16 protein-coding genes and 1 tRNA gene are annotated in these 18893 nt (G+C 51.3%); 14 read left to right on the top strand and 3 right to left on the bottom strand.

The window, feature by feature from the left end:
• Positions 1-27 precede the first annotated feature (27 nt).
• Positions 28-597, top strand: a complete 570-nt coding sequence (locus FAES_RS17145; RefSeq protein WP_229364497.1) for a hypothetical protein — start codon at positions 28-30, stop codon at positions 595-597.
• A 56-nt stretch (positions 598-653) separates the two neighbouring features.
• On the opposite strand, the gene FAES_RS17140 is transcribed toward FAES_RS17145, so the two are convergent.
• Together FAES_RS17140 and FAES_RS17135 are read right to left on the bottom strand one after the other, a co-directional pair.
• Positions 654-2192: an RtcB family protein gene (locus FAES_RS17140; protein WP_015332492.1), complete on the bottom strand. Its 1539-nt coding sequence runs from the start codon at positions 2190-2192 to the stop codon at positions 654-656.
• A 150-nt stretch (positions 2193-2342) separates the two neighbouring features.
• A complete protein-coding gene (locus tag FAES_RS17135) occupies positions 2343-3473 on the bottom strand; it encodes a slipin family protein (RefSeq protein ID WP_015332491.1) in 1131 nt (376 codons plus the stop codon).
• A 152-nt stretch (positions 3474-3625) separates the two neighbouring features.
• On the opposite strand from FAES_RS17135, the gene FAES_RS30415 reads away from it, so the two are divergent.
• Positions 3626-3769, top strand: a complete 144-nt coding sequence (locus tag FAES_RS30415; RefSeq protein ID WP_158408790.1) for a hypothetical protein — start codon at positions 3626-3628, stop codon at positions 3767-3769.
• Positions 3770-3828: 59 nt separating this feature from the next.
• On the opposite strand, the gene FAES_RS30115 is transcribed toward FAES_RS30415, so the two are convergent.
• A tRNA-Ser gene (locus FAES_RS30115) sits at positions 3829-3881 on the bottom strand.
• Positions 3882-4251: 370 nt separating this feature from the next.
• Between FAES_RS30115 and FAES_RS17130 the strand changes: the two genes are divergently transcribed.
• From FAES_RS17130 to FAES_RS17070, 12 genes are all read left to right on the top strand, one after another.
• Complete coding sequence (locus FAES_RS17130; RefSeq protein ID WP_041258027.1) at positions 4252-5301, top strand: helix-turn-helix transcriptional regulator; 1050 nt, start codon at positions 4252-4254, stop codon at positions 5299-5301.
• A gap of 96 nt (positions 5302-5397) precedes the next feature.
• On the top strand, positions 5398-7062 hold the full coding sequence (locus FAES_RS17125; RefSeq protein WP_015332488.1) for a M28 family metallopeptidase: 1665 nt from the start codon (positions 5398-5400) through the stop codon (positions 7060-7062).
• A 74-nt stretch (positions 7063-7136) separates the two neighbouring features.
• Positions 7137-7373, top strand: coding sequence for a hypothetical protein (locus FAES_RS17120; protein ID WP_015332487.1), 237 nt, complete (start codon positions 7137-7139; stop codon positions 7371-7373).
• A 197-nt stretch (positions 7374-7570) separates the two neighbouring features.
• On the top strand, positions 7571-8566 hold the full coding sequence (locus tag FAES_RS17115) for an aldo/keto reductase (RefSeq protein ID WP_015332486.1): 996 nt from the start codon (positions 7571-7573) through the stop codon (positions 8564-8566).
• A gap of 67 nt (positions 8567-8633) precedes the next feature.
• Positions 8634-9551: a helix-turn-helix domain-containing protein gene (locus FAES_RS17110; protein WP_041258025.1), complete on the top strand. Its 918-nt coding sequence runs from the start codon at positions 8634-8636 to the stop codon at positions 9549-9551.
• 289 nt (positions 9552-9840) lie between these two features.
• Entirely contained in the window at positions 9841-11199 is a 1359-nt protein-coding gene (locus FAES_RS17105) for a site-specific integrase (protein ID WP_015332484.1), read from the top strand.
• Positions 11200-11252: 53 nt separating this feature from the next.
• A complete protein-coding gene (locus tag FAES_RS17100; RefSeq protein WP_015332483.1) occupies positions 11253-12389 on the top strand; it encodes a hypothetical protein in 1137 nt (378 codons plus the stop codon).
• A gap of 164 nt (positions 12390-12553) precedes the next feature.
• A complete protein-coding gene (locus FAES_RS29100) occupies positions 12554-12844 on the top strand; it encodes a helix-turn-helix domain-containing protein (protein WP_051054183.1) in 291 nt (96 codons plus the stop codon).
• Between the two features lie 259 nt (positions 12845-13103).
• Entirely contained in the window at positions 13104-14735 is a 1632-nt protein-coding gene (locus tag FAES_RS17085) for a YfjI family protein (protein WP_015332482.1), read from the top strand.
• A 93-nt stretch (positions 14736-14828) separates the two neighbouring features.
• Positions 14829-15869 carry a BT4734/BF3469 family protein gene (locus FAES_RS17080; RefSeq protein WP_015332481.1) on the top strand — a complete coding sequence of 347 codons (1041 nt, stop codon included), beginning with the start codon at positions 14829-14831 and terminating at the stop codon, positions 15867-15869.
• A gap of 204 nt (positions 15870-16073) precedes the next feature.
• Positions 16074-17651 (top strand): type I restriction-modification system subunit M, encoded by a 1578-nt coding sequence (locus FAES_RS17075; protein ID WP_015332480.1) that lies wholly within the window; start codon positions 16074-16076, stop codon positions 17649-17651.
• 2 nt (positions 17652-17653) lie between these two features.
• Positions 17654-18892 (top strand): restriction endonuclease subunit S, encoded by a 1239-nt coding sequence (locus FAES_RS17070; RefSeq protein WP_015332479.1) that lies wholly within the window; start codon positions 17654-17656, stop codon positions 18890-18892.
• Position 18893 lies beyond the last annotated feature (1 nt).

The following is an 18893-nucleotide window of genomic DNA, read 5'->3' as shown; positions in this document are numbered from 1 at the left end:
TCTGGTATGCCGAGCCCGGTCAACGCTATGTTTACGCGCATGCTTTACGGCTACTCAACCTTTTGTCAAACGCTGTTTTTCCGGCCCATCGGGCTGCTAACCGTCAGCCTGTTGTTAACCCTGACCCCGTTGGCGACACACGCCCAGCAGGCACCTCCGGCTCATGATTACCCCCGCACGGTGCTATATCAGGGGATTCTTCACCCGATCGTGACGTTCAGTCAGGATGCGCCGGTGGTTAATTTTAAGAATTTTTACCAGGTCGGTTTTCCCGTTGGGGTCAACATCTGGAAGACGGCCAAAATTGGCTATTCGCTGGAAATCGTGCCGTTTATCCGGTCCGAGGCAGGCGTCAGCCGGGTCAACAATGTGCTGTTTCATCCGGGTGTGCTGGTGGGACTGGGCAAGGGATTCACGCTCGCCAATCGGCTGGCGTTTGAAACGGGCGGACGCTATGGGGTTACGCCGGTGTTGAACAAAACCTTCCGCCGCCCCGGTCCGGTAAGCTACTTCCTGGCTATACCGCTACCCGTCCGCTTCGGCAACGACCGCCCCACGAGCGTTACGATCGGTTTTCAATTCGGACTGGCGTTCTAAGGCTAACGGGTCGTTCACAAGGAGTTACTCCATGCACGACCCGTTAGCCCGCCAACTCAGTCTTCCCGGCCTTCCTTGCGGTTGGCGTCGGCCATGCGCACAATTTTGGGCGTAAACTTCGCCAACACCGATACCAGCTCGCGCTGGGCGTCGATGACGGTGTCGATGTCTTTGTACACCATCGGTGCTTCGTCGAGATCCCCGCCCACCAGCTGCACGTCGGCGTCGGTGAGGGCTTTGGTCCACTGCGACCGCGTGATGGTGTTGAACGCCTGGGTACGTGACATCAGCCGCCCGGCTCCGTGCGACGCCGAGTTGATCGATGCGTCGTTGCCCAACCCGCGCACCACGTAGCCGGGCTGCGTCATCGAGCCGGGAATGATGCCCAGCACGTCGGGACCGGCGGGGGTCGCGCCCTTGCGGTGCACGATCACCTCACGGCCGTCGGCCAGTTGTTCTTTCCAGGCAAAATTGTGGTGGTTCTCCACCATCACCAGCGGTTTTTGGCGCAGTGCTTTGGCCAGCTTCCGGTGGATTTCGTGGTGATTGGCCGAGGCGTATTCACCCGCCAGGTTCATCGCAATCCAGTATTCCTGCCCTTCTTCGGTGTTCAGGTCGAGCCAGGCCAGGTGCGCCGCTTCTTTGGGCAGCTTCGTCTTCTGCATGGCCAGTTTCGAGTAGTAATTGGCCACGTTGCCGCCAAACCCCCGCGAGCCCGAGTGCGAGAGCAGGGCCAGGTAACTGCCCGGTGGCAGGTTCAGGCCCGCCGCTGCTCCGGTTTCGTCGGCATACACGTCCACGATGCCCCACTCAACAAAGTGATTGCCCGTTCCCGAGCTGCCCAACTGTCGGTACGCCTTGTCTTTCAGGTCGCGGATCACCTTCGTGGCGCGCCATTCGGGCAGGTCCATCACGCTTTCGTCGAGCTTCTCGCGGGTTTCGCCACCGATGCCAAACTTGGTTTGTTCCACCAGCGACTTCTTCAGCAAATGCGGTTCGCGCTTTAGAAAATCGGGCGATAAATCGAAGATCGACAGGCACATCCGGCAGGCGATGTCGACGCCCACCGCAAACGGAATCACGGTATTGGCCTCCGTGGCCAGCACGCCACCAATGGGCAGTCCGTACCCCTGATGGGCGTCGGGCATGAGCGCGCCGGCCACCGACACCGGCAGACTGGCGGCGGTATGCATCTGTTTAAGCGCCCCCTCTTCGATAAAATCACGCCCGAAGACCGCGTAGGGCAGTGGTCCCTCGCGCAGGCCGAAGGCGGTTTCGGTCTGCTTCTGATCGGTGTTCAGCACGTAGGGCGCTGGCTCGGCGGGCAGGTACGTTGCCCCCGTTTCACTCAGCGGAATAGCGACGCCCTGCTGGCTCAGCTCATACACCGACCGCGCCAGGTTGGTGACCTTGTTTTTCGAATAGGCGAACTTCTTCGGGCTTTGCAGCATCTGCGCCAGTAAGCCCAGTACATACGCTTTGGGGTAGTCGGCCCGCTGCGTCAGCCCATTGGCCACGCGCAGAAACACCGGTTGTAGCGACTCGGGAATAGGTCCCAGCGCCAGTAATTCGTCAAGTGAAAAGGAGGTGTTCATGGGTGTTGGTAGTCATTTGTGGTCATTGGGCTGCGCCGTCATTTGCCTTCGGTGTCATTAGTGGTCATTGGTTGTCATTGATAGTCATGCATTGTTTTTCGCAACGAATGACCATCAATGACTACCAATGACAGCGCAGCCCAAAGACCCTTACTTCACAAACAATTGCTTTAACTGATCGACGATCGGGCCGCCGTTGGAAACGGAAATCGAATTGATTTTGTCGGCGATTTTCTCGACATACTCCATCTCTTTCAACTTCCACAGCATCTCGTTGTCTTCCATCAGCTTGGCCGTGTTCAGCAAGCTACGGGTCGAGGCGGTTTCTTCGCGGCGCATGATGCTGTTGGCCTGCGCTTTTTTCTCGGCCATAAGCACCTGATTCATGATGTCGCGCATGTCGCCCGGCAAAATGATGTCGCGAACGCCACCACCCCGCAACTCGATCCCCAACGCGGCGGCTTTGGCGGCGGTCGCCGTTATCACAAACGGGGCCAGGTCGTTCTTACGGTCCAGCAACTCGTCGAGCGTCAGGCCGCCGATGTACTCGCGCAGGGCCAACTGTACGGCAACATATAACTGCTTGTCGTAGTCTTTGTTGTCGACCAATGCCTTCAGCACGTCACGTACCTGATACGGTACGAAGAAGCTCAATCGCAGCGAGGCTTTGTCTTTGGTCAGCATTTCCTGACCCGACACTTCCAACTGCTGCTGCCGCATGTCGACTTTCAGCACGTGGACGGGGGTGTTGTTTTTCCACCAATGATACGTACCCGGCGTCAACAGCCGCTCAAACTGCCAGTCGACAAACAGCACGCCCTGCTCGTGGGCTTCCACGGTGTAGGTACGCACGTAGGGTGACAGGGGCTGCGGCAGCAGCGACACTAGATCGATCTCGGCCGGGATGGTCAGTTGGCTCAGATCGGCCCGGATGTAGGTGTACTGTTTGCCCCCGGCCAACTGATCTGCTTTCCAGAATGCCCAGCGGCCTTTGCGCAGGATGGTCTGAAACAGACCCGTCGACGACCCGGCGATCCGCTCGTATTGCAGCGCAATTTCGTTGTCGCTGACCTCCACGACGTCGAGGGCTGCGGCTACCTCCGGCTGCGCCAGCAACAGAGACAGGTCGCAGGGCGGGTTCAGGAATGGCTCACCCTGGTTGTAGACATAGACGGTTTCGTTGGACCAAACCCAGTGGTTGCCCGCCGACAGCCTTTTTTTGTAGCCGCCATGTTTGAAGACCAGCCCAATCTGATGGGCCAGGATACGTACTGTTTTCATTGCAAATGGTGTTTTAAGTACTTCAATAAAAAACCGATCAGCCCGCGACCCGCCTGGCCCACGCGGAAGCCGGTGCGGCGACTGCTTTGGTGCCGGGCGTTGGTAACCGGTGCTGGCGAGGCTGTCAATCCCGTCAGACGCAACGCTATCTGATGAACCAACGTACCGGCCAACAACAGCCCATTTACCGCTACCCGACCCGCCACAGCCGCGTTACCGGCCTGCAGGCGCTGACTAAGCTGTGGTGGTCGGGCGAACCCAACCGCCACCGGATCGCGGCTGATCGATCCAACTAGCGAGTGACCATTTTTAGAAGCGGTCGACTTCCCAACCAATGGACCAACGGGGTTAGCGTTGGTAGCAGGATTCGAACCTGCATTTTCCCTGTTGCTCTACCATTGAGCTACCCTGCCGAAACAGAGGGAGGACTTGAACCCCCAACCCACAGATCCCTATAGTGCAGCCACCTACGACCAACAGCATATCGGGATCAGCCAGCGGCTGCGATACTACGGGGCCCTGCAGAAACCCTCGTCCGGGTTGGCCATCGGCGCTTTCACTGCGACAAAGGTTTAGGTCACCTGCGCAGTCTTTTTGCGCAGTAAAAAATTTTTATGAAACTTGAACGACAGAACGCGGATGACGGGGATCAAATGGATGATCGCGGATTTTTAGGATGATCGCGGATTTGAAAGCGTGAGGCCGAGTAAGAAGCATGAATCCGTATGACTATAAAATCCGCGATCATCCTAAAAATCCGTGTCTTCCGCGTGCCATTATGCCTGCTAACCGAAACGCCCTCATTCGCTACAAAACGCTCGACGCCTGCCTGCGCAACCGGCAACGTACCTGGACACTTGACGACCTGATTGAGCGCGTCTCGGAAGCGCTATACGAGTATGAAGGCATCGACAAGGGCATCAGCCGCCGCACCGTGCAGGCCGATCTGCAACTGATGCGCAGTGACAAACTGGGTTATTTTGCCCCCATCGTGGTGGTCGACAAAAAGTATTACACCTACGACGATCCCACCTACAGCATCACCAACATCCCCCTGTCAGACGGCGACCTGTCGCGGATGAACGAGGCCGTGGAAGTGCTGAAGCAGTTTCGGGGCTTCTCGCATTTCTCGGCGCTCAACGATGTGGTGCAGAAACTGGAAGACCACGTCTACGCCACCGCCCGGAAGTCGGCGCGGGTAATCGATTTCGAGAAGAACGACAACCTGCGGGGCCTCCACCTGCTCGACGAACTCTATCAGGCAGTGGTGCAGCAACGGGCGCTCCGAATCGAATACCAGTCGTTTTCGGCCCGCGCTCCGCAAACGTTCACCTTTCACGTCTGGTGGCTCAAGGAGTTTAAAAACCGCTGGTTTGCCGTGGGCCTGCGCAACGGAAAGGGGCTGCTCATCAACCTGGCCCTCGACCGGATGCTGTCCCTCAGCGTAGATACCTCCGCCGACTACGTACCCAACGAGCACATCGACCCCGACCACTATTACCGGCACGTCATTGGCGTCACGGTGAGCGAAAACCTGCGGCCCGTTCGCGTGAAGCTCTTCGTGACCGCCCGCCACGCGCCCTACGTCGAGACCAAACCCCTGCACCACTCGCAACGCGTGCTGGCGCGAACCGAGGCCGGTATGGTGATCGAACTGCTGGTACAGCACAATTTCGAGTTGGAAAAAGAAATTCTGGGCTTCGGCGACGGCATGCAAGTGCTGGAACCCGCCCGGCTGCGCCATAGCATTCAGAAACGGCTGCAAGCCGGATTAGCCGCCTATGGGCCTGAGCCTGAGCCAACGGGGCCGCCAGCGCCCGACAACTGACGCGGCAGGGGCGTTTTCCTCGGTCAGATGCCGTATCTTGTCGATAGCTAAGCCGATCCCTGGACTCGGCACATCCCGTCAAGTAATACGCCCCGAATGACACCGAAATCGCGTCTTTTTCTCGTGCTCTGCGCCGGACTGATCCGGTCCGTTTCCGCTCAGGTTACCCCCATCGCCATTCCCGCCGAAGCCCAACAGGCAGCCAAAGGAGTCCGGCCTGAAGCCGTTGAAGCCCACATGCGCTACCTGGCCGACGACAAACTGGCAGGCCGCAAACCCGGTACGCCCGGCTTTGAACTGGCGGCGCAATACGTTGAAAAGCAGTTCCAAACGCTGGGATTCAAGCCGGCCGGGCAGCGCGGTACGTACCGGCAGGCGGTGCCCTTGCGGAAAGCGCAGGTGCGGGAGGAGGGAAGCTCGATGGTGCTGACTCAGAACGGCCTGACGTACCCACTGACCTACGGCCGCAACTTCGTGCTAAGCCCTAACTTCGGCGAGGCCACCAGCGAGGTGTCTGCCGAGGTCGTGTTTGTCGGTTTTGGCGTGTCGGCGCCCGAACTGGGCTACGATGATTACGCCAACATCGACGTGAAAGGGAAGATCGTAGCCTGTTTCAACGGCGCGCCGGCTTCGTTCCCGTCCAACCAGCGGGCCTATTCCGGGTCGGCCAAGCAGGAAGTCGCCGCCGCGCGCGGGGCCGTGGGCATCATCACCTTCAGCCTGCCCACCGACATGCGCGCCCGGATCGAGTCGAATGCGCCCCGCAACCGGCAGGCCACCTACCGCTGGACCGACGCGCAGGGCCGCGCGCAACGTACTTACCCGCAGCTTCGGGTGGTGGCCTCGCTCGGCGACTCTACCTGCCGGGCGCTGTTTGCCAACGCGCCCCGCTCGTTTGCCGACGCCCGCGTCGCTGCCAACCAAAGCAAGCCGCAGGCCTTTCCGCTCAACGTATCCGTGCAGGCACGTACCCAGACCGACCTGGCCGATGGGCTGGTGGGCGAAAACATCGTGGGGCTGCTGCCCGGCACCGACCCCAAGCTGAAAGACGAATACGTCGTCTACGTGTCGCACCTCGACCACCTCGGCATTACCCGTCCTATCAAGGGAGATTCGATCAACAACGGCGCGCATGACAACGCGTCGGGCGTGGCTATCAACCTCGAAGCCGCCCGCCTCTTCTCAACGCTGCCCCAGAAACCCCGCCGATCGATCCTGTTTGTGGCGCTGACGGGCGAAGAAATGGGCCTGCTGGGCTCCGATTACTTCGCCAGCAACCCCACCGTGCCGAAACAGCAGATCGTGGCAAACCTTTGCCTCGACATGCCGTTCTTCTTCCACCCGTTGCTCGACATCGTACCCTACGGCTCTGAGCACTCGAGTATGAAAGGAGCCGTAGAAGCCGCTGCCAGCTTTGTGGGCGTGCAGATCGCCAAAGACCCCATTCCCGAGCAATCGGTGTTCATGCGGTCCGATCATTTCAGCTTCGTGCGGCAGGGCATTCCGGCCATTTATGTCAAGAGCGGCTCTACCACCGGCGACTCGCGCGACGGGACCAAACTGAACCTCGACTGGCGGGCGAGCACCTACCACACGCCCCAGGACGACATGAATCAGCCGTTTGACTGGAGCGCCGCCGCCCGGCATGTGCAGCTTCAGTTCCTGATTGGCTACCTGACGGCTCAGGCCAATGAGCGGCCCGTCTGGAATAAAGGCGATTTCTTTGGTACAAAATTTGGTGGAAATAATCCAATTCGATAAGAAGGCAGTAAGCTTTGTGAAGTTGATGCTTATTAGCCTAGCAGCGTACTCTCAACCACTAAATAGGCTCGATTATGGCTTCGATGAACGACGAACTCCTCCACTTAGATGGCATTGACGACGAAGCATACCTTCAGGATCTGTTTGACTCAATTGCCCAGTATCCACGCCAAAAAGGCAACGTACCGAATGATCTGCCCCTGAACGGGCTTGCCCGGTTTAGCGGTACCATCGATCAGGTACGTACCGGCGTCGCCATGTCCGATTCGGCAGCCCGCAACGGCTACTACACGCAGTGGGCGTCGTGGTAAGCCCGGGCGCCACGATGGGCGTTTAAACGGGGGTTGGTTACCCGCCCGGTTGCCCAACCCATCATATAGCAGAACGAGGCGGTCTACCCTAGGCTGCCTCGTTTTGTGTTGGAGAACCTCCGGTTTGTATAATCCGCCGGGCCCCGTGCGGGCAGACCTTTGTTGCGACAAACAACCAATCGGTTGAAGCAACACAGATGAACACAATCAATCGAGTAGCCCTGGGAAGCCAGGGACTGACCGTACCCATCGAAGGACTGGGCTGCATGGGCATGACTGCCGGGATCAACGGCATGTCGGTATATGGTACTGCCGACGAAACAGAGAGCGTCGCCACGATTCACCGGGCGCTGGAACTGGGCATCAACCTGCTGGACACGGCCGACCTGTATGGCCCGATGATCAATGAACGCTTGGTCGGGAAGGCCATCGCCGGCAAACGCGACGGTGTCATTCTGGCCACCAAATTCGGCTTCGAGGTCGATGACAACGAAACCTACACCGGCCGGCTGAACGGCCACCCGGACTACATCCGCAAGTCGATCGAGCGGTCGCTGACGAACCTCAACACCGACTACGTCGACCTGTATTACCTGCACCGGCTCGACCCGAACGTACCCATCGAAGACAGCGTGGGGGCCATGAGCCGGTTGGTCGAGGAAGGGAAAGTACGGTTTTTGGGCCTGTCGGAAGTATCGCCCGAGATCCTGCGCCGGGGGCATGCCGTCCACCCCATTACGGCCCTGCAAACCGAATACTCGCTGTTCGACCGGGGCGTTGAGGAGGATGGCGTACTGGCCGCTACGCGTGAACTGGGCATCGGCTTCGTGGGTTATTCTCCGTTGGGACGCGGCTTTTTGTCGGGCGAGATCAAAACGCCCGATGATTTCGAGCCGAATGATTCACGCCGGTTCTTTCCGCGGTATCAGGGGGAAAATTTCTACAAGAACCTGGCGCTGGTGGATACGCTCAACGAACTGGCCATCGCCAAAGGCGTAACGGCGGCGCAACTGGCGCTGGCCTGGGTGCTGGCGCAGGGCGTGGTCGCCATTCCCGGCACTAAACGCCGAACGTACCTGGAAGCCAATGTCGCCGCCGCCAGCCTGGTGCTGAGTCCCGACGAACTGGCCCAACTGGACGCCAGTATGCCCGTTGGCAGCGCCGTTGGGGCAGCGTATCCGGTGCTCTTTTAACAATAGACAGCCCGCACCGGGCTCATTGACGAATGAGCCCGGTGCGGGAACAGTTAACAACAACGAGATGAAACGCACCGCCAACGAATTCCAACTCCTGAACACGGTTACGGAATACACTCGCTTCTACGACCTGCCCGCGCCCGCGCACCCGCTGTTGGCGCTGATTGACATGGACGTAGTGCGCAACAAACCCTGCCCGCCCACGCCGGTGGTGCAACAGATCTACACGGTGTCGTTGAAGCGGAACCTCAAGGGCGGGTCGCTGCAATATGGCCATCGCTCCTACGATTTCAACGAGGGCGTTATGTCGTTTCTGGCACCTGGTCAGGGTTGCTGGGCTGCCAGCACGCTCGATCTGTCGGAGGTCAGCGGCTGGATGCTGATTTTTCACCCCGACCTGATTCGTAAATACCCGTTAGCCAAAAAAATAGCCAGCTACGGCTTTTTCTCGTACCAGGTCAACGAGGCGTTGCACTTATCGACGCAGGAAGAATTGCTGCTCAACAACCTGTTGGCGGGCATCCGGGCCGAATACAGCCAGCCCATCGATGCCTTCAGCCAGGATATGCTGGTGTCGCAGCTCGACGTGCTGCTGACCTACGCCAACCGCTTTTACCACCGGCAATTCCTGACCCGCCGCGTCGCCGAGCATGATCTGATCACTCGCTTCGAAACCCTGCTGACTAGCTATTTTGCGTTGGATGGCGACCACCCGCTGCCGACGGTGCAGTATTTCGCCGACCAGTTGAACGTATCGCCGGCCTACCTGAGCGACATGCTCCGGTCGCAGACGGGGCAGAACACGCAGCAGCACATCCATCAGGCGCTGATGGATAAAGCCAAACAACTGATCCTGGGTACGTCCCTGACGATCAACGAGGTAGCCTTTCAGCTGGGCTTTGAATACCCACACTATTTCAGCCGGTTGTTTAAACAGAAAGCCGGTATGACCCCAGTGGAATACCGATTGTCGGCCCAGTGATGAGGTGGCCCTTGGTTCGAATCCAAGCGGGGTCACAAAAAGAAACGCATCAAGAGCAGCTGTTGCCTCGCTCTTGATGCGTTTCTTTTTGTGACCCCGCTTGGATTCGAACCAAGGACCGCCTTCTTAGAAGGAATAGGGTATAACTAAACTACGTGTTGCTGTAATCTATTATTAATTTGATTTTCAGTAAGATATAGAAAATGATTTGTTGTTAATTATCGTCGTTATGCCATAAATTATTACATTTGTTGTACCTAGTGTTGTACCCGAATGCACAGGTAAAATAATGGCTAGAACAACTGAGCATAAGGAAGGGAAAGCAAGCGTAAAGGTCATTTATCGCACTGTTAAACTGCTTTCTGACGGATCACACCCTTTTTGGGTTCGTATTATCAAAGACCGTAAAACGAAGTACATAGCTACGGGAATCTCTCTCAATTCAAAGTATTGGAACGATAAGCATACGAATTTCAGAGAGGCCATTCGTAAAAGCTATCCTGAGCCATATAGAGAAGATTTGATTAGGCAGTTGACCGATTGGGAGGATAAGTATAAAGCCTCTGCTACAGAGCTTGTCAACGCTGATGAGGTTGGATATACGGCAAAAGATGTAGCTGAACAGGTAGCACAGAAAAGGGCAACGGTTCGTAAAGTGTCTTTACTTGCTTACATAGATGAGGTTTGCTTAGCTATGAAGAGAGCCGGTCAACATGGGAACGCAGATATTTACAAAGAGTTAAAAGCCATTGTAGCCCGCTTTCTTAAGGAGGAGTACAGCACCGCAGATATTGCATTTGATAAGGTCAGCGTGAAGTTTTGCAATAGCCTTGAAACGCATCTACGCGAACGGGGCAACTCTGATAATACAATTCATCAGCGGTTTAGGGTTTTACGTGCTATTGTAAACAAGGCAATCGCTGAAGAGGTAACTAAGCCTGAGCATTACCCCTTTGCGCGTAATGCCGCTGAAAAGCATAAGTTTCAACTAGGCAAGTTCAATACCAAGACAAGTAAGCGGGCAATTAGCCGTGACGACGTTCGTAAGGTTGAATCTTACCAAGTACCTGCCATCGAACCGGGCTTGTACGCTAGTTTACGAAAAACATCAGAGCATTTACAACTTGCCAAAGACGTTTTTCTTTTTTCGTTCTATCTTGGTGGTATCAACTTTGTTGATCTTGCCGCGCTAAAGTGGCGAAACATCAACAAGGACATTTCGGGCAATTACCGGGTTGATTACGTGCGACAAAAAACAGGTGGGCGTTTCAGTGTGCGTCTGAACGCCCCTACGCAAGCAATTCTTGACGCTTACCGTCCTATTACAGAGAATGGCTCTGAAAGCTATGCCTTTCCTATTCTTAACAACACCCGACACACCACGCCAAGCCAAATCAAGAACCGATGCCATAAGGTTCTAGGAGAGGTAAATACAAACCTAAAGACGATTGCTGAAGCTGTTGGAATTACGGTTACGCTAACAACTTACGTAGCGCGCCACTCTTTTGCATCAGCAATGAAACAAGCCGGTATTGCTACGTCAATTATCAGCGAAGCAATGGGACATACGACTGAAGCTGTTACGCAAACCTATCTAACCAGTTTTGCCAGTGAAACAGTAGATTCAGCTTACGATGCGCTGCTTTAACTGTACTAGTACCGTGCTAACCCATGTTTGCAGATTGTAAGTTATGATCCAACATGCACAATTTTTCTGTAGAAATTCGAGACAATTATAATAAAGCTCACCAAGACGTAGCTTACTTAAAACGGCTAGATGAATATGATCTTAACCGTGTATCTGAATATGCTGAAGAGCAATGGATGCAACATGTTCAGATGGCAGTTAATCTTATGGAAGGTAGTCCCAATTACGCCTATCCAGAATCGTACAAAAATGGACGTGAAGTTGAATACTGGTTAGGGATAGAGTATCAAACACAACGCTGTTTAAAAGTTCGTCAGGAAATTGAAAGGATAAGAACATCTAAAACGCAGACAGTGAACACAAGCCTTGATCAATCAGAACGCGACATAGAGATATGGGAGTATCATTTACGAAATTTCATTCATAAAGCTACTCGATACAATATCTCCGCTGTCTTTTCAGAGGTACGACCTAACTTTGTTTTTTCCGCTTATTTTCAGGATGACATCATTCAAGCCAGAGGACTTTACGAGAATTTTAAGACTGGACTTAGGAAAGTCCTGACAACAAGCGGCGTGAACACTGATATGTACGGGCGAACTATTCAGGCCCGCTTTTTGCCGATGTGCAAGCAATATGATACTTGGTATACTGTCAATAAAGAGGAAACCCAAATATTTGAACAATACAACCCATATGCATTAATGTGGAACGTGGTTGAAAGTACCATAGACGAAATAGCGGTCTACTTTCCCTCACCTGTCAATAGTACTACGGCTAAAACAGCGCAAAAGTCAGAACAGGTTAGTGTAGAAAATACCTTAAAACCATATATACGTATTAAGCAAGATAGGATCAAGCAAATACAACAGCAGCTTGGCTTTGATTTAGACGATGAAAATAAAAAACGACTTGAAAGTCTTCTTAATTTGGAAGACTTGACCGAAAAAATTCACACAAAGACAGCCGCGAAGGTTTTAGGCGATTACTTTCGGCAGGTTTTTGAGGCTGGGCATATTAACCCGAAAGACTACACTAAAGATCAAGTTGGGGAGTGGTTAACTTTCTGGTTTGTTAAGACAAATGGGAAGTCGTTAAAGCCCTCAACGTTCCTTACCTACCTTCACATGACTGACAATAACCCAAAACTAGCTCATGATAAAATCACCAGAATCATGTATCGAAAGTAAACCGGTCTTATATCCAGTTCGTCCGGCTTTCTTTAATAGCCATGTTAATGTGCTGACTTTCAAGAAATTATAAATAGTTAGTTGAGTGCCGAAAACCGGATTTATAGTCCGGTTTTTTTGTTTGTGTTGGTTTGCCTCAGTCGAAAACAAAACGACAACAAACCATGACCAACTATTTTGAAATTTGGGATAAGCGGTTAACCGCTATCGAAGCCAATCAGCAAGAAATACTTGCTAGACTATCATCAGCTAACGCCACTTCTACAGAGGAGATAGGCGGTATCGAGTTAGCCACACAGATAACAAGGCTTAGTAAGCCCCGTATCTATACGCTCGTTTCAGAACGGGCTATACCTCACAAGAAACGCGGTAACCGGCTAACGTTCCGACGTTCAGAATTACTTGATTGGTTAGATCAGGGCAACCGTAAAACGATTGAAGGCCCCCGGTTATGAACCCATCTAACACTGTTGAAGCGCTGAGCTATTCAGAATGGCTCTTGCCCTTCTTAGCCTACTATTTGGGTGTTGCAGTTCTGCTAATCCCTAGGCTCGTTATTATAAGGAATGAACCACCATCGGCAAACATGACGCCCGATGAGGAGGCCGATGCTTTGCCGTTTGGCCCTGCTATTCACGATCAAGATTAATCCCACCACCTCAACGAAAACGGGCCGATGCCGCACAGCACCGACCCGTAAAAATTATTCCTAACATGGAGACTAACCACCATCAATATACACCCGAACAGGATAAAAATCAAGCTTACCGCCCGCCCCTTTTTGACATGACAGAAGAGGAATTAACCGGAACTGCTGACTATTTATTTGAGCCTAATGAATCAAACCCAGACAATATAAAGTGGTTTAAACCTCAGCCTATCGAAAACCATTTGATGCCGGTGTTACCACTGAAACCGGAAATGATACCCGAACCGTTACGCCCCTGGCTATGTGATATTGCCCACCGCATGAAATGCCCGTTAGACTTTGTAGGAGCTTCAGCAGTGGTTATGTTATCCTCTCTGATCGGCACAAGGCTAACAATCAAATCAAAATCAAAGGACAATTGGACCGTAGTTCCTAATCTTTGGGGGGCTGTTATCGGTGGCCCATCTGCCATGAAAACGCCTTCGGTGAGCGAAGTACTTAAACCGCTTAATCGGTTGATCGCTTTCGCTCGTGCGGAATTTGAAGAGGAAATAGCACACTACGAACGGGCGCTAGTGGACTACGAGGCACAGAAGAAAGCGTATGCTGCACAAAAACAGGATATGCACAAGGGCAAAAAAATAGATAACCCGACGCCCTATCCTGAAGCCCCAAAGAAACCCAAAGAGCGCCGGTATATGGTCAACGATACGACGGTTGAAAAACTGGCCGAACTGTTAAACGAAAACCCGGCTGGGCTTTTACAAATGAGGGATGAATTAACCGGCCTGTTAGCCAGTTGGGACCGTTCCGGCCATGAACAGGATAGAGCCTTTCACCTAGAAGCATGGAATGGTAGCGGGTCGATAACTATCGATAGGATAGGACGTGGTACAATGCACGTAAATGTGATTTGTGAATCACTTTTTGGCGGTATTCAACCAGCCAAGCTTTTACCTTACCTGCAAGCCGCTACGGGCTACGAAAACGATGGATTCGTACAACGTTTACAGGTCGCCGTTTTTCCTGATCCGGCACATTGGGAATATGCAGATGAATACCCCGATAAGCAAGCACGTGACAGAGCGATTGCCGTTATCCAGCAGATTGCCAATGCCGATTTTAAATCTATCGCATACGACGCCAATGAGTTTGATAAATTCCCTTACACGCACTTTGATAACGCTGCACAGGAACTATTTAAGCAGTGGCTTACCAATTGGGAAACAAACGTATTACCAGTTGAAAGCGGATTACTTGAAGAGCATTTTACAAAATACCGTTCTCTGATGCCTTCGCTGGCGCTTGTCTTCCACGTGGTCAATTGCGTTGAAAATCCCGTAGCAAGCAATACTGGCAGAGATAAGCAATTTGTAACGGTTGAGGCCGCACAAATGGCCGTAGAGTGGTGCAATTACTTAATGAGCCACGCCCGCCGTATTTATGGACTTCTCGACACAGCCAGTATAGAAGCGGCAAAAGAGCTATTGCGACACTTAAAGCGTGGCGATCTTAAAGACGGCTTTAACGCACGAGACGTTTACCGGAAGGGTTGGACACATCTAAAAACGGTTGAACAGGCTGAAGCAGCAATAGAGCAACTGGTAGACCGGTACTACCTAGCAGAGGAGCAACAGCCAGAGTTCACAAACGGACGTCCCCCCGCCCCCCACTACCTGATTAACCCCAAAATTTAGCCAAACGCGTAAAGTAATCTACCGACAAAACTGACTAAAGTACTTCTGTCGGTTTTGTCAGGTATTCTCACTATGCTTTTACAGCAAAACAGTATGGACAATCAACAGTTCAGACCGACACTGTTAGACGTACCAGTTAGCTTTTTCGAGTACGACAACCAACGTAACAGTTTCGCCAACGTACCTAGCCAACAGACAACGTTACGGCGTATGAATAGTACGGGGTATTACAGGCCGTTAATCGAACAGATACGCGCTGAAGCTGACCCGAACAAACAGGGAGAGTTAAAAAAGCAATTGCCAGCCATTACGCCCGTATCGTTGCTTTACCACCGACGTGCAAAAACAACGTTCAGCGAAAAGATCAAACAGCAGTGGCCGCTACTAACGGGAGACATTGACCAGAAGGACAACCCAGGCATTAATATGGCCGAACTCAAAACGCACCTTGCCCGCTTGCCTTATGTGGTGCTTTGTGCTTACTCTGTAAGGGGAGGGCTTTGGTTTGTGGTTCGCTTACCCGATCATCAGACGCCGGAAACGTTGGCGGCTCATTTTCGGTATCTGAAGCGGTTATTCAATGAGCGGTTCGGTATTGCGCTAGACACCAGTAAAGGCGGAAACCCTACTGATTTGCGGTTTGTCTCCCATGATGCCGCCCCCTTTGTAAATGAGGCCGCAACGGTAATGAATGGAGCCTATACCCCACAGCCACCAACGCCCCGCACGGTCAGTTATAGCCGGTTCAGCGATCAGAGCAAGGGGCAACTACTAACCAAAATTGTTCGATGTGCCGAAAACTCAGGCCCCGGAACCCACCATCAGGCACTTTTAAAAGCGGCAACACTGGCAGGCGGTTATATTGCAGCAGGCCGCTTAGATGAGCAAACGGCTGTTCTTGCCTTAGAGACCGTAGCAAGCGAATGGCGAGACCTCAGCCAAAATCAGCGGGCAATTAAAGACGGTATAATACACGGTCAGACAATGCCACTCTATGCTGATGAGGGCTACCAACGTACCGATCAGCCCCCGGCGGTAAAGCCCACACCGCTCATTGTTCGTACACTGGCAGAGTGGGCAGCTAATCCCGGTTCCATTCTAAGGCCCTACGAGGACCAGATAGAGCGTTTATGAGCAAAGTGCATCAGTAAGGCTGTTGCTATCAGACCATTACCCCTAAGCCCTACAAACAGGCCCTAAGCATACCTAACGAGCAACATTAGAAAAGGGGCAAGTAACCCCTTTTTCTATATCAGCAGCTTTCAGATAAGCCGCTATATTGCGCTTCAATCAGCACTATTGCCGGTTCATTAATAGACCATTTCACGAGAGTACCCAATGTCAGCCGAACAGAAACGACAGCTAGAACAACAACTCTGGAGCATTGCCAATACCTTACGGGGCAAGATGGATGCCGACGATTTTCGGGATTACATTCTAGGATTCATCTTTTATAAGTACCTCTCCGAGAAAATGGAGTTGTACGCCAACCAGCTACTTAAAGAAGACGGGATTACTTACGTAAAGATTAACGAGCAAAGCGAAGAAGGGCAAGAGTTTCTGGAAGCCGTGAAAGAAGAAGCCATTCAGAAGCTTGGCTTCTTTCTAAAGCCTTCAGAACTGTTTAAAGAGATTGTTCGTAAGGGGCAAGTCCAAAACGGCGAAGAGGGGGAATCTAACTTCATATTAGGAGACCTGGCCGCTATCCTGAACAACATTGAGCAGAGCACAATGGGAACGGATAGCGAAGAAGACTTTAACCGGCTCTTTGAAGACCTTGACCTCACATCGAGCAAGCTAGGCCGGACAGAAGCCGCTAAAAACGCGCTAATTGTTAAAGTGCTGGAACATCTTAACGTAATTGACTTTCAGTTAGAGAACGTTGAAGCCGATGTATTGGGTGACGCTTACGAATACTTGATTGGAAAATTTGCCAGTGGAGCCGGGAAGAAAGCCGGGGAGTTCTATACCCCGCAACAGGTATCTAAGATTCTGGCTAAACTAGTGACAACCGGCAAAACAAAGCTAAAGTCGGTTTATGATCCTACGTGTGGTTCAGGTTCGTTGCTACTACGGGTAGCTAAAGAGGTAAAGGAGGTATCGAGCTTCTACGGGCAGGAACTGAACCGCACTACCTACAACCTTGCCCGTATGAACATGATCTTGCACGACGTGCATTATCGGAACTTCGACATCAGGCAGGACGACACCTTAGAACACCCTCAACACCTTGATAAGCGGTTTGAGGCTATAGTAGCCAATCCGCCGTTTTCGGCTCAGTGGAGTGCCAACCCGCTTTTTATTTCCGATGATCGTTTTAGCCAGTATGGACGAATAGCACCAGCCAGTAAAGCCGACTTTGCCTTTGTGCAACACATGGTACACCACCTGGCCGAAAACGGAACAATGGCCGTTGTAGTGGCCCACGGCGTACTGTTTCGGGGTGGTGCCGAAGGACACATACGCGAGTACCTTATAGCTGAAAAGAACTATTTAGATGCCGTAATTGGCTTACCAGCAAGCATCTTTTATGGTACAAGCTTACCGACTGCCATACTTGTATTTAAGAAGTGCAGGGAGAACCCGACAGACATTTTGTTTGTCGATGCCAGCGCAGATTATACGAAGGGTAAAAACCAGAACTACTTGCGCGAAAGTGACATAGACAAGATTGTTCGTACCTATCGCAAACGGTTATCAGAAGAGAAATACAGTTACCGCGCTACCCTAGATGAAGTAAAAGCCAATGAATATAACCTTAATATTCCACGCTATGTAGCTACGTTTACTGAAGTAGAGACGCTTGACCTGCAACATATAGCCGACCAACTAAAGGAATTAGAGACTGAAATTGCTGCTACCAATGATGCCATGGCAGATTTTTGCAAACAACTTAACATAGCTACACCATTTTAATAATGAATACAAGTCAGCGCAATGTGCCTATTTTACGATTCAATGAGTTTTCGGGAGAATGGGTGAAAAGTGAATTAAGGGCTATTTTTGATAGGATTATGCGTAAGAACAAAGAAAAAAACACTAATGTTCTTACAATTTCGGCACAGTACGGTCTAATAAGCCAAACAGAGTTTTTTAATAAATCTGTTGCATCAAAAGATCTTAGTGGTTATTACTTATTGGAAAGAGGTGACTTTGCATATAATAAGAGTTATTCCAAAGAATATCCAGTAGGAGCTATAAAGAAACTAACATTTTACTCAAAAGGTATAGTGTCTCCATTGTATATATGTTTTAAAATAAAGGTTAACAATAGTGAAGACTTTTACAGTCATTATTTTGAGTCTGGATTAATCAATGCAGATATACAAAAAATAGCACAAGAAGGAGCTAGAAATCACGGATTACTAAATATAAGTGTGGATGCTTTTTTTAGAGATATAAAAGTTGCTCGACCACATATCTTTGAACAACAGAAGATAGCCAAATTTCTAAATATAATCGACGCCAAAATTGAGCTGTTATTAAAAAAACAATCCATATTAGAACAATACAAACAATCTGTTATAAAACAACTTTTTAGTCAGAAGATTAGATTTAAAGATAACTATGGGAGACCCTATCCAGATTGGGAGGAAAAACAGTTTAACGAAGTGTTCGAGCGTGTTACTCGTAAGAATGAAGAAAATAATTCCAATGTATTAACTATATCGGCTCAGTACGGATTGATTAGCCAAACAGACTACTTCAACAAGTCCGTTTCATCACAGAATCTAACAGGTTATTATCTTTTACAAAAGGGTGACTTTGCATATAATAAAAGTTACTCGAATGGCTACCCTATGGGTGCTATTAAACGCCTTAAACGTTATGAAAGGGGAGTAGTATCAACCCTATATATTTGCTTCCGGCTTAAAGCAAATTATTCAGCAGGCTTCTACGATCAATATTTTGACAGTGGGTATTTGAACTCAGAAATACGTAAAATTGCTCAAGAAGGCGCAAGAAATCATGGTTTGTTGAACGTAAGTGTTGTGGAGTTTTTTAGAGATATAACGATAATATGCCCTTCTAAAGAAGAACAAGATAGAATAGCTGATTTCTTATCAACAATAGACCAGATAATAAGTGGAGTAGCCGGCCAACTGGAACATACCAAAGCTTTTAAAAAAGGTCTTTTACAGAAACTCTTTGTTTAAC

Origin of the sequence: Fibrella aestuarina BUZ 2 (assembly GCF_000331105.1) — a bacterium.
In the GTDB taxonomy this organism is placed as follows: domain Bacteria; phylum Bacteroidota; class Bacteroidia; order Cytophagales; family Spirosomataceae; genus Fibrella; species Fibrella aestuarina.
The sequence above is the reverse complement of the archived record's forward strand: the minus strand, read 5'-3'. Positions and strand labels throughout refer to the sequence as shown.

What these genes read in the sequence shown, in the direction of transcription:
- FAES_RS17145 (WP_229364497.1), top strand. Translation starts at nt 28, where the DNA reads ATGTTTACGCGCATGCTTTACGGCTACTCAACCTTTTGTCAAACGCTG.
- FAES_RS17140 (WP_015332492.1), bottom strand. Translation starts at nt 2,192, where the DNA reads ATGAACACCTCCTTTTCACTTGACGAATTACTGGCGCTGGGACCTATT.
- FAES_RS17135 (WP_015332491.1), bottom strand. Translation starts at nt 3,473, where the DNA reads ATGAAAACAGTACGTATCCTGGCCCATCAGATTGGGCTGGTCTTCAAA.
- FAES_RS30415 (WP_158408790.1), top strand. Translation starts at nt 3,626, where the DNA reads ATGAACCAACGTACCGGCCAACAACAGCCCATTTACCGCTACCCGACC.
- FAES_RS17130 (WP_041258027.1), top strand. Translation starts at nt 4,252, where the DNA reads ATGCCTGCTAACCGAAACGCCCTCATTCGCTACAAAACGCTCGACGCC.
- FAES_RS17125 (WP_015332488.1), top strand. Translation starts at nt 5,398, where the DNA reads ATGACACCGAAATCGCGTCTTTTTCTCGTGCTCTGCGCCGGACTGATC.
- FAES_RS17120 (WP_015332487.1), top strand. Translation starts at nt 7,137, where the DNA reads ATGGCTTCGATGAACGACGAACTCCTCCACTTAGATGGCATTGACGAC.
- FAES_RS17115 (WP_015332486.1), top strand. Translation starts at nt 7,571, where the DNA reads ATGAACACAATCAATCGAGTAGCCCTGGGAAGCCAGGGACTGACCGTA.
- FAES_RS17110 (WP_041258025.1), top strand. Translation starts at nt 8,634, where the DNA reads ATGAAACGCACCGCCAACGAATTCCAACTCCTGAACACGGTTACGGAA.
- FAES_RS17105 (WP_015332484.1), top strand. Translation starts at nt 9,841, where the DNA reads ATGGCTAGAACAACTGAGCATAAGGAAGGGAAAGCAAGCGTAAAGGTC.
- FAES_RS17100 (WP_015332483.1), top strand. Translation starts at nt 11,253, where the DNA reads ATGCACAATTTTTCTGTAGAAATTCGAGACAATTATAATAAAGCTCAC.
- FAES_RS29100 (WP_051054183.1), top strand. Translation starts at nt 12,554, where the DNA reads ATGACCAACTATTTTGAAATTTGGGATAAGCGGTTAACCGCTATCGAA.
- FAES_RS17085 (WP_015332482.1), top strand. Translation starts at nt 13,104, where the DNA reads ATGGAGACTAACCACCATCAATATACACCCGAACAGGATAAAAATCAA.
- FAES_RS17080 (WP_015332481.1), top strand. Translation starts at nt 14,829, where the DNA reads ATGGACAATCAACAGTTCAGACCGACACTGTTAGACGTACCAGTTAGC.
- FAES_RS17075 (WP_015332480.1), top strand. Translation starts at nt 16,074, where the DNA reads ATGTCAGCCGAACAGAAACGACAGCTAGAACAACAACTCTGGAGCATT.
- FAES_RS17070 (WP_015332479.1), top strand. Translation starts at nt 17,654, where the DNA reads ATGAATACAAGTCAGCGCAATGTGCCTATTTTACGATTCAATGAGTTT.